Here is an 11,349-nt window from a genome sequence, read left to right as displayed (position 1 = left end):
AATTTTATATATTATAAATTTAAAATATACTTTTAATAATTAAATTTTATATACGTTAATAAACTACTTAAATCATTATTTTTCACTCCTAGTTTACAGGATATTACAATAAAAATCTAATAGTAAATTGTTATTTATATATATTTTGCAATAGATAAAAACTATTTATATATGCTTTAATTTAAACACTGTATTTAGAGTGTAAATTGAATAGATTTAGATTATAATATATACAGTGAGGTAAGGTGAATAAGATGAAAATAGATATGATATATAAATTAATCAAAAGAAATACAGAACCATCAAGGTGGTCAAGAGGTATAAAATACTATAATAATCAATTAGTTGATTATATAGACATTGATATTGATGACTTACAAAATAACTTGCTAACATTTCGTGGTGGAGTCAATTCTGAGGATAATTATAGCTTTTATTTTAATTTAATAACAATAGATATAAAACACTTTAAAATAATTGAAAGTGACTGTAGCTGTGTTGATTGTCAATCAAATATTACAAATCGAAGCATCTTTATATGTAAACATTTAGTTGCTATCGTGATAAAAAGCCTAAAGCAAATAAAAAGTAAAAATGACATTCCTCCTGTTCTAATAGACATATTAGATGAGGATAAAGATAAACTTTCTAAGACTGATTCTAAAGTCAGCTTGGATTTAAGTAAACAACTACTTTCTTTTTTTAATGATACTAAAAAAGAAAGAGTCAATTTAGATGTATTATTAAGCATTGATTCAAATAAAGCAATTGCTGAGTTTAAAATTGGAATCAATAAAATGTATGTTTTAAAAAATATTACTGAATTTGCATATTCAAAACTTAATGGATATGAATTGGAATTTGGAAAAAAATTTATTTATAATCCTAATATCCATTATTTTGCTGATGAGGATGAGCAGTTGATAGATATGATAGAAGAATATGGAACAAATCTTTCATATAATTTTTCTTCGTCATATTCAAAAAAGTTCATGGAAATAAATATGAGTTCTCTGAAACAATTTTTGAATGCTCTTAAATACAAGGATTTTACTCTTATTTTTTCTAAAGAAGAATATCATCCAAAAGTATTAAGCGATATTTTGCCAATAAAATTTAATTTTAAAAATATAGAGGATAAAATTGTCTTATCTTCCAAAGACTTACTACCTGTTCCACTTACTAGAAAGAATGATGTACTTTTATATGACAATAATATCTACTTATTGTCTCATAAAAAGGCTAACGATTATTCAAAAATCTATCAAGTATTATCAAAATCTAAGGAATTAAAATTTGATAAAGAAGACTCTAAAGATGTTTTAGGTCTATTAGTTCCTAAATTAAAGTCAATATCCAAAGAAGTTTATTTGGATGAAAACATAAAAAATAATATCGCAAACAATTTTGAAACAGAGTTTTACTTTGATATAATTGATGGCAATGTATGTTGCGACATAAAGTATATCTATGATGATGAAGATGGTAAAAAATTTATACTTCCCAACATACAAAAAGAGGCTAAAATTGAAAATAAAATGCTTTCTTCACAATTTGTAAAAGAAAATAACAGATATACATTTAAAGGAACTGACTATGACCTATTTACATTTTTAGATTTACAGTTAGAACCTTTAAAGGAATTTGGAGATATCTATTATTCTGAGAAGTTTAAATTGAAGAAAATATATAATTCTTCATCAATTCAAGCTTCAATTAATCAAACTAATCAAAATTATCTAGAATTTAATTTTAATATATCTGATATAAATCCAAAAGAGTACAAAGATATTCTAAAAGCTCTCCAAGAAAAACGTACTTTTTATAAACTAAAAGATGGAAGTTTTATAGACTTATCAGAAAAAGAAACTAAAGACTTTTTTGAACTGGTTGAAAATTTGGATGTAATTGATAAATCAAAAGATAATAAAATTCATAATAATAAAGCTCTGTATATAAATGAAATGATAAAAGGTAAAAACTTAAAATTTATAAATGGTGAAAAAGAATTAGAGAATACATGTGAAAAATTTAGAAATTTTAATGTTATAAGTCCAGAAATTCCAAGTAATTTAAAAGCAAATCTACGTGACTACCAAATAAATGGTTTTAATTGGTTTAAAGTTTTAGATTTTTATAAATTTGGTGGTATATTAGCTGATGAAATGGGACTTGGAAAAACAATACAAACTATTACATTTTTATTATCTGTATCCAATAAAAAAAGTATTATTGTTACGCCAACATCACTTATTTATAATTGGAAAAATGAATTTGAAAAATTTGCTCCAGATATAAAAGTTCTATTGATACATGGAAATAAAAAAGATAGAGAAAAGTGTTTTAGAGAAATAAACAATTTTAATGTAGTCCTTACAACATATGGTACTCTCAGAAATGACTTAGAAAGATATAGTGAAATAATTTTTGATTATTGTGTAATAGATGAGGCTCAAAACATTAAAAATCCAGTGGCTTTAGTAACAGAAGCTGTAAAAAATATAAATGCCAAAAATAAGTTTGCACTTACTGGTACACCTATGGAAAACAATTTATTAGAGTTATGGTCTATATTTGATTTTATAATGCCTGGATATTTATATAGTAGAGGAAAATTTCAAGAGTTATTTATAAATAAAGAAGATAATGTTGAAAATTTAAAAAGACTTATAAAACCTTTTATTCTTAGAAGAAGTAAAAAAGAAGTAATGAAAGAACTGCCAGATAAGATTGAGAAAAACTTTTTTGTTGAATTAAATAAGGAGCAGAAAAAAATATATAGTGTATATGCAAAAGATATACAAGATAAAATGAAAGATAAGAATCTTAAGAAAGATAAAATAGTTATTTTCTCTTATTTAACTAAACTAAGACAACTTTGTTTGGACCCAAGTATAGTGGTAAAAGATTATAATAAAAAAAGTTCAAAAATAGAAACGTGTCTAGAAATACTTAGAGATAGTATAAATGAAAATCACAAGATATTATTATTTTCGCAATTTACATCTGTCCTTAAAAACATAGGCAAGGAACTTGATAAGTGTAAAATTGCATATCACTATATAGATGGTAAAACTAGTGCTAAAGAAAGGCTTGAACTTGTAGATGAATTTAATAAGAGTACTGACAAAAAAGTTTTTTTAATATCTTTAAAGGCAGGTGGGACAGGATTAAATCTTACAACTGCTGATATTGTAATCCACTTTGACCCATGGTGGAATCCATCAGTAGAAAATCAAGCTAGTGACAGAGCTCATAGATTTGGTCAAAAAAATGTAGTACAAGTTATAAAGTTAATTGCTAAAGGCACCATAGAAGAAAAGATAATAAAATTACAAGAAAGTAAAAAAGAGCTTATAAATCAATTTATAAATGGAGAACTTTCTAATGAAGGTGTATTAAGAAATTTATCTGATAATGAGATAATGGACTTGTTTAATTGAAAGTGAGATATATGGCAAATAAAAATACTACTATGTTATTTATAATTGATAAACAGGAGTTTCCTAAAATATAGGAGACTCCATAATATCTTAAACTTTTCACATTATATGTAAACCTTTCTTTACCTATATATTGACCTTCTTTACAAATATACAATTAATCCAAACAATCCAGATAATACCATCATAAGTATAGGTCCAATCTTATATTTTCGTAAACAATACAGTGAACAACAAAATAAAATAACAGCTACAATATCTATATTTTTGAAAATATTGGTAGTATAATAATTTGAAGAACCAAAAAATGTCAACAATATAATTGTAAATCCTGCTGAGATGATTAATCCTAAAGATGATGCTTTTAGTCCATTTAAAATTTCAAAAACAAATTTCGAATTCCTATATTTCTTAAAAAATTCATATAAAAATATAGAAATAATTATTCCTGATATTATACATCCAACTGTTGCTGATATAGCACCCTCAATTCCTGCCACTTGCATACCAACAAAGGTAGAAGTATTAACCGCTAATGGTCCAGGAGTCATTTGAGAAATTGTAATAATATCAGTAAAGACCTTTTCTGTTATCCATCCTTGCTTAAAAACTACCTGTTCCTGTATAAGTGGAATAATAGCATAACCACCACCTATACTAAACATTCCTATTTTCAAAAATGTAAAGAATAAATTTATAATCATATACTCCCCTCCTTTTTTCGAAGTTGAATATATATAGCAAACAAAGAAATCAAACAACTTAAAAGTAATACGAGTATTACATTAATTTTAAGGAAAGTACAAGCAATAAATGAAAATGGTACTAATAGATTTAATAGCATTGATTTCTCATTAAGAATCATTTTATACATATCTATAGTCAAATCTACAATCAATGCAGCAACACATGCTTGCATACCTTTTAAGATTGCAATTATATAAATATTTGAAGAAAACGCAACATACCACCTTGAAACAAGACCTAAAATTACTATAGGAGGTATAATTGAACAAATACAACTGATAATTACTCCTATAAATCCAGCTGTTCTTTTACCTGCTAAAATGCTTAAGTTAATTGCAATTGCTCCAGGTGAAGATTGAGCAATCGTAGCCATTTCCATAAGCTCTGATTCACTAAATATTTTTTTATCCATAACATAGTACTTTTTTATCATGGGAACAACAACATATCCTCCACCAAAAGTAAAGGCACTTATAAATAAATTTATATAGCAAAGCCATAAATACAATTTAATATTTTTTCTCATAATATTCCTTTCTATGTGCACATGGACATATTATAAATGTTGTACTGCTATTTGTAAAATGATAAAATATTGTTGCAGACATGAATTTAATTCATGAGTAAAGGAGTCTGATTATGAATTTTAAACATTGTATTATTTTTAGAGAAGTCGCAAAAGTAGAAAATTTTACTAAAGCTGCAAATAATTTATTTATTACACAATCAGCAGTTTCTCATGCAATAAGGGAACTTGAAAATGAAGCTGAAACCAAATTATTTGAGCGATTACATAAAAGTGTTAAATTAACAAAAACTGGAGAACTTCTTTTACAAGAAATTTTACCAATACTTGAAAATCTAGAAAATGTTGAATCAAGGATTAAAAACTTAGAGTATGAAACTCCCATACATATTGCTTCTTGTATTACGTTTGCTCAAATATGGCTTCCTCAGTTAATAAGGAAATTTCAAGAAATATCTCCAAATACTAAGATTAACGTTGAAGTCCATAGTGCATTAAAAGCATTAAAATTATTGAAACAAGGAAAGGTTGATATAGCTTTTATTGAAGGGAAAATCATACAAGGCTCATTAGAAATAAGGAAATTTTCTTCTTATGAATTATGCATTGTATCTTCACCAAGTTATTGTAGTACTGCCGAATTAAGTTTATCTCAACTATTGGGTATGGATTTACTATTACGAGAAAGAGGAAGTGCTGTACGCGAAACTTTTGAATCAGCTGCAACCTTGCAAGGTTACAAAGTACATGCAAGCTGGGAAAGTGTAGATTCACAATCCCTAATAGAAGCTACTAAAAATAGTTTAGGTGTTTCAATTCTTCCTAAAATTCTAGTTGAGCAAGAAATAGAAAAAGGAAACCTTATGCAGATATTCATTCCTGATTTTAAACTTTTTAATGATATTACTGTAGTAATAAATAAAAATAAGTATAAATCTGCCTCATTAGAAAAGCTATGTCAATTGATTTAGCATTTAAAAGGATACTTGATAAATTCTCTATGAAATAATCAAGTATCCTTTTTATAGGCAATATTTATTACTTTTTATAAGTCTCTTTTCCAATGTTTGTTACACATTCTTATGTACAAAGATTTTTAAATTACTTCTTTAAAAATTCTTTAGCTATTTTTGAGAAATCAAGACCATTTGATAAAATTGCAGGATGTCCACCTTTATTAAACACATGTATTTTCCCATTTTTAATCTTTTTAAGAAGTGAAGAAAATGTATTTTCATAAAAATCAAAAGACACTAAAGATACAAATTCATCTTCTTTACTTCCTGTTAAAAGCACATCTGGTTGCATAGTTTCTAGGGGCTTATGAAAAAATTTACCTATAGTTTTATAATGTTCAAAAATAGCTTCTGTATCATTATCTACTACTTGCTCCCAATTTTCGCCTTGATTGTAAATATAAAAAGCTTTTGCATCATCATCTTGCTTTGATGCTTCACGCTCTAATTTTACATTTTGCACAAATGACTCTAGAGGAACCTCTCCTTCAAAACTATCTGCAATTACCTTATTCACTAAATCAGGTCTTTCAAGTGCAACATTTAATGCAACAAGAGCTCCTCCACTACTACCAATTATATTTACTTTTTTATAGTTCATCTTTTCTAAAAAACATATAACTTGCATAGCTTCATCAAACCATAAATCGACAGAAAACTTATCAACCATTTGAGATTTGCCATGACCCACAAAATCAATTAATATTACTTTATATTCATCTTTATAAAAATCTATTATATTCTCAAACATCTTAGAAGAAGCTGTATTTCCATGTAAAAAAAGTAATGGCGTACCATCTCCAACTTCATTATAGTAGCACTGTTTGTTATTATAGTTAAAATATGCCATATATTTCCCCCCTTTAATATTTCTATAAATATATATTTACAACTTACATTTAAAATAACTATTGTCATAAACACTTAAAAATAGTATAGCTTAGAGTATAGCTAAAATCAATAATACCTTTAGTTGATTTGTTATTTACTTAATTTATTGTAATTTAACTTCTGTAAAGTTTCTTTTTTGTACGAAAATGTTCTTTCCATTTGCAACAATCATTCAAGTGAAGTATAACATGTCGAGTAGGAGGCATAAGCAAAATGCCAGCAATATCTTTATTCCCCCAAAAGTCCAGCAACCAAATAGAATCTCCATGCTTTGTTACTCCACCAGTTACCAAAATCCTTTCTAAATCAATTGGAGAAACCTTTCGCTTCATATCTTCAGATTTCAACTTCTTAACAACCTCTCTTGTGTTTTTTGCAACTTCATTTCGATAGCAAAGCAATTCATCAATATTGATACTTTTACTTAAATTCATAATTTCATTATCAGAGAGAGTATTTCCTGTATCTGTAATGAAAACATTCAATCTCTCTTTCCATTGTTCATTAAAAATTTGTTCTTTTTGGGCAACCAGTACATTTACTGTTAAATCTTCAATCCTTGCAATATGCCACAAAACCCACGCAATAGTTTCGTCCTTACTTGTTGGCATAATAGCATATTCATTTCTGTTTAAGTCATAAATAAGCTTGTCCACTTCATTTTTTTCTGTATTTGATATTTCTGAGAGATGTAATTTTGAATGAATTTCCAAAAATAGTGCTTTCGCCTGTTCTATTTTTTCTTCTTTACGTATGATTTTATTTAATTCTTTGTGTACTTCACTTAACCCATTTCCAAAATATTTCATAATAATACCTCTTAATCAAATTCTTTTTTCTATTACACTGAATTATCGTATATCTCTTTTCACCTTAACCATTTTTTTCTTTATAGGTATCTCCTTATATTTTTTTAATATTAAATCTCCCTTGTGATTTAATATATCTATATATGAACATAAATCTTTAACTTCGATTACACCTATATCATCATTAGTAATACCTTTTATATTGCTAAATGCTCCAACTATATCTAAGACCCTTATTTTCTTCTTTTTACCAGCATTTAAATATAATCTAACAACTTCATTTTCTAGATTTGGTTTTATACATTTACTTTTGTGTGGATTTTTATCCATTTTTTTTCTTTTCGATACTTCTTTCAAAATTTCTTTTGAATATTCTTCAAATAAAACTTTACCCTGTATAATACTACTTTGTTCTATATTAGTTAACTCATTTATTTTATATCCTACATATGTTTCTATATTCTCTATATATTTTTCATCCTTTTCATCTACTATAGTAATAGCTTTTCCACTATTTCCTTTTCTCCCAGTCCTACCTATTCTATGTATATAGTTTTCCTTATCTTGTGGTACATCATAATTTATCACTAAAGAAATATCATCAATATGTATTCCTCTAGATGCTACATCACTACTAACTAATACATTAAACTTTATATTTTTAAAATCCTTAATCACAAATATTCTTTTTTCTTGGGATAAATCTGCATGTAACTCTCTTACCAAAAAACCTTCCTTACTCATTTTGTTATATAATTTAGATACTTTTTCTTTAGTATTACAAAATATTATTACACTTCTTGGATTTTCACTGTATATTAATTCTTTTAAAACTATATACTTATTTCTTTCCTTTGACTTGATTATTTTGTCATCTATTTGTCTTAATCCTTCATTAGTATTACTTTCATTTCCTTCTACATTTATAATACTATAATCTGGCATATATTTTTCACATATATATTCTATCTCTTCACCTATCGTAGCTGAAAAAAGACCTAACGTTCTCTCTTTCGGTATATTGGTTAATATTGTTTCCATTTGTTCAAGAAAACCTTTGTTAAACATTTTATCAGCTTCATCTATTATTAAATACTTCATTTTTTCTAAATTAATAGTACCTCTATTTATATGGTCAATTATTCTACCTGGAGTAGCTACAACGATATGAACCCTTTGTTTTAACTCAGCTATTTGTTCTTTTATAGATTGTCTACCAAATATAGCACTACATCTCACCTTCTTTAACCTTCCTATATCTGATATTTCATCTTTTACCTGTAGTGCTAATTCTCTCGTTGGTACTACTATAAGTGCTTGAATATTATTATACTCTATATCAATATTTTCACATATAGGTATTGCAAAACTTGCTGTTTTCCCACTTCCTGTTTTTGATTTTACTGCTATATTTTTATTATTTAACAATTCTGGAATAACCTCTATTTGTACCTTAGAAGGCACATTATATTCTAAATTTTTTAATGACTTAAGTATCTTTTTATCTAATTTAAAACTTTCGAATGTATATTTCATATGTTACCACCTTACTATATTTATTTTCATCTTATCAATTATATTTTTCTCCATTCTATTATTATAATGTAAGATGTCAATATTTTTATAGTTTTTATTATCCTACATATATAGATTTTCGCAACAAAAAATTATAAACTAGTCCTTAAATCAAAATAAAATCTTACAAAAAAATACCCCTTATTAACATTGATAAATCAATATTTTCAAGGGGTATTTTTTTAGATAATTTAATCGACTTAAATAGACTGAATTAGTATACTTTTTAGGTTTAATTTATATTTCTAGACATTGTTTCAATTTATATCTAAGATTAAAAGGTATTAATCAATACCTAAATTACCATAATCTCACATACCTATATCTTTATTCAAAATACCTTCTGTTATTAATCGTGCTATATAGTCATAACCTGCTTCATTGGCTTTATTACAATCATCCATATTATCACAGAAAAAACTTTCAATTTGTATTGCAACTGGATTGGTGTTTCTCAATATATATAAATTTTCTCTTTTTTTAGCTCCTCTATTTTCAAATAGTTCCCCAAGTTTATTAGATACTCTTTTAGCATATTCTAATCCTTCATTACCATAATAAAGTACTTCTGCACCAAAGCTTTTTCCATCACTTTTATTTAAATGTAGCTCTACTAGTAAATCATATTTGCCACTATTTATTTTTGGAACTCTATAAAAAAACTCTTCCTTTTCTGCTACAAAATGTCTTTCTGGACAAATTATTACATCTACTGCATTACCTTGACTTATAAGCATCTCTGCTAGCATAGGAGCTAATTTTTTATTATAACTATACTCATCAACTATTGCATTTACACCTGTACTTTTTCCACCTTTTAGTATACTATGACCTACTGTTATGCATATTTTCATTTACTTTTTGTCACCTTCTTTTAAAGCTAAAATTTATATAATAGTAATATGATTTTAAAGTTATTACTAGTAATAATATATTAATTGAAGATGGCAAAAGTTCTCATAACTTATCATTTTTTTAACATATTTGTCTTATTTTAGCGTAAATCTAGATGCTTAATTTTATTTATTACAGATATATTGTAAGCTAAAAGTTCCTCAAGAATCACAAATTTCTTATCTCTAACTTTGCTAACACTTTTATTCTTAAACTATATACTTGTCATTATAATATTAGAATAAATTGTTTGGTAAGAGGTGATTATTAAGGATTTATAATCGATTTATAAGTCATAAATACTTGATAATTGATTTTTTATAATTGACACTGTTTTAACACAATTATCACCTTATATCTAATCTATAATAATATTTGTATACATTAAACTATATAGTTACTTTAGTAATTTTAAATTTTATGTACAACTAATTAATAGTATAATAGAAGTGATGTATTTATAAATAATTCACCATTATTCAGTTCATTTATTGATACATGTTCAGTTTTTATATTTATACTTTTTACATCTTCATAAACTATTCCAACAGGTGAACAAATAGAGCAAGAGAAACCAAAAGTTTTAGTTACTTTTTTAATTTTGTTAGTATTAATATTAATTTGATTTTTGTAATTTTTTATATTTTCATTAGCCATTTTTATATTACTTCTATAGTCCTTATCTTCTTGAGTGTCATCAATATTATCTGATTTATTTACTGATTTAAATCTACTATGATTTCTACAACTATAATCCATTTCAAACTCTATACTTCCAACAATTATTAAATTACATAGTTTTAAATTTTTTTCTTTATTTATAGGATTTTTTATAAGTTTTACATCGAGTATTTTGCTATTTGTATTCACTTTTAATATATCTTTTAGATTTTTAGGTGCTTTTAAAGTATTACTTATATTTAATTGTTTAAATACAGCTTTTTTAATACTTGTATAAACACAATTACTTTCTATTGATATTTTCATTGGAAATTTTTCCATATCATACTTATAATAATAATATATATTAGCGTGGTTTTCTATAACCCTGCATGCTGAATTTGCTAATACTATACTTTTAAAAGATATTTTTTTTTTACAATTTCCATTTATCTTACCTATGTAAAAACCTTGTTGTGGATTTAATTCACCTTTTTTGATACCATTAACTTCTACAGTATTATTTATAAACTTTATGTATTTAGAAATATAATCTTTAAAAAATATATTCCCAGTTTTGCGATTACTTATATTTGTAACAACAATAGTATATGTTAAAATATCAAATACAGATGCATATTCTTTATCAACATATTTTTCTACCTTTAAAATATTTCCACTGATATCATTTGAAATAATATTACTAAAAGTAGTTTTTGTTATTATAGGGCTTCTAGATAATAACTTATAACTAAAATTTTCCCCATATTCATTGATACCTCTCATTG

At 25.6% G+C, this 11,349-nt stretch carries 9 protein-coding genes; 2 read left to right on the top strand and 7 right to left on the bottom strand.

Annotation, left to right across the window (positions count from 1 at the left end):
• Positions 1-254: 254 nt before the first annotated feature.
• Positions 255-3,443, top strand: coding sequence for a DEAD/DEAH box helicase (locus KGF45_RS00100; protein ID WP_227841565.1), 3,189 nt, complete (start codon positions 255-257; stop codon positions 3,441-3,443).
• A 143-nt stretch (positions 3,444-3,586) separates the two neighbouring features.
• On the opposite strand, the gene KGF45_RS00095 is transcribed toward KGF45_RS00100, so the two are convergent.
• Together KGF45_RS00095 and KGF45_RS00090 are read right to left on the bottom strand one after the other, a co-directional pair.
• Positions 3,587-4,147, bottom strand: a complete 561-nt coding sequence (locus tag KGF45_RS00095) for a chromate transporter (protein WP_227829544.1) — start codon at positions 4,145-4,147, stop codon at positions 3,587-3,589.
• Positions 4,144-4,716 carry a chromate transporter gene (locus KGF45_RS00090; protein WP_227829545.1) on the bottom strand — a complete coding sequence of 191 codons (573 nt, stop codon included), beginning with the start codon at positions 4,714-4,716 and terminating at the stop codon, positions 4,144-4,146. Before KGF45_RS00090 ends, KGF45_RS00095 begins: the two co-directional genes overlap by 4 nt.
• Positions 4,717-4,829: 113 nt before the next feature.
• Between KGF45_RS00090 and KGF45_RS00085 the strand changes: the two genes are divergently transcribed.
• Positions 4,830-5,687, top strand: a complete 858-nt coding sequence (locus KGF45_RS00085) for a LysR family transcriptional regulator (RefSeq protein WP_227841215.1) — start codon at positions 4,830-4,832, stop codon at positions 5,685-5,687.
• Positions 5,688-5,817: 130 nt separating this feature from the next.
• On the opposite strand, the gene KGF45_RS00080 is transcribed toward KGF45_RS00085, so the two are convergent.
• The 5 genes from KGF45_RS00080 to KGF45_RS00060 all read right to left on the bottom strand — a co-directional run bounded on the left by KGF45_RS00080 (position 5,818) and on the right by KGF45_RS00060 (position 11,347).
• Positions 5,818-6,582 (bottom strand): alpha/beta fold hydrolase, encoded by a 765-nt coding sequence (locus tag KGF45_RS00080; RefSeq protein ID WP_227829547.1) that lies wholly within the window; start codon positions 6,580-6,582, stop codon positions 5,818-5,820.
• 154 nt (positions 6,583-6,736) lie between these two features.
• The gene (locus KGF45_RS00075) at positions 6,737-7,432 is read right to left on the bottom strand and encodes a DinB family protein (RefSeq protein WP_227841214.1); all 696 of its coding nucleotides are present in this window, start codon (positions 7,430-7,432) and stop codon (positions 6,737-6,739) included.
• Positions 7,433-7,474: 42 nt separating this feature from the next.
• Positions 7,475-8,968, bottom strand: coding sequence for a DEAD/DEAH box helicase (locus tag KGF45_RS00070; RefSeq protein ID WP_227829549.1), 1,494 nt, complete (start codon positions 8,966-8,968; stop codon positions 7,475-7,477).
• A 350-nt stretch (positions 8,969-9,318) separates the two neighbouring features.
• Entirely contained in the window at positions 9,319-9,861 is a 543-nt protein-coding gene (locus KGF45_RS00065; RefSeq protein ID WP_227829550.1) for an N-acetylmuramoyl-L-alanine amidase, read from the bottom strand.
• Positions 9,862-10,333: 472 nt separating this feature from the next.
• Entirely contained in the window at positions 10,334-11,347 is a 1,014-nt protein-coding gene (locus KGF45_RS00060; protein ID WP_227841564.1) for a DUF11 domain-containing protein, read from the bottom strand.
• Between the last annotated feature and the right edge of the window lie 2 nt (positions 11,348-11,349).

Source organism: Clostridioides sp. ZZV14-6154 (genome assembly GCF_020657785.1).
GTDB lineage: Bacteria > Bacillota > Clostridia > Peptostreptococcales > Peptostreptococcaceae > Clostridioides.
Note: the sequence above shows the minus strand (reverse complement) of the source record. Positions and strands in the feature narration are given on the sequence as shown.

Bases quoted from the DNA above. Each gene is read 5' to 3' on its own strand.
- KGF45_RS00070 (WP_227829549.1), bottom strand. From the start codon at position 8,968: ATGAAATATACATTCGAAAGTTTTAAATTAGATAAAAAGATACTTAAG.
- KGF45_RS00075 (WP_227841214.1), bottom strand. From the start codon at position 7,432: ATGAAATATTTTGGAAATGGGTTAAGTGAAGTACACAAAGAATTAAAT.
- KGF45_RS00085 (WP_227841215.1), top strand. From the start codon at position 4,830: ATGAATTTTAAACATTGTATTATTTTTAGAGAAGTCGCAAAAGTAGAA.
- KGF45_RS00065 (WP_227829550.1), bottom strand. From the start codon at position 9,861: ATGAAAATATGCATAACAGTAGGTCATAGTATACTAAAAGGTGGAAAA.
- KGF45_RS00060 (WP_227841564.1), bottom strand. From the start codon at position 11,347: ATGAGAGGTATCAATGAATATGGGGAAAATTTTAGTTATAAGTTATTA.
- KGF45_RS00095 (WP_227829544.1), bottom strand. From the start codon at position 4,147: ATGATTATAAATTTATTCTTTACATTTTTGAAAATAGGAATGTTTAGT.
- KGF45_RS00080 (WP_227829547.1), bottom strand. From the start codon at position 6,582: ATGGCATATTTTAACTATAATAACAAACAGTGCTACTATAATGAAGTT.
- KGF45_RS00090 (WP_227829545.1), bottom strand. From the start codon at position 4,716: ATGAGAAAAAATATTAAATTGTATTTATGGCTTTGCTATATAAATTTA.
- KGF45_RS00100 (WP_227841565.1), top strand. From the start codon at position 255: ATGAAAATAGATATGATATATAAATTAATCAAAAGAAATACAGAACCA.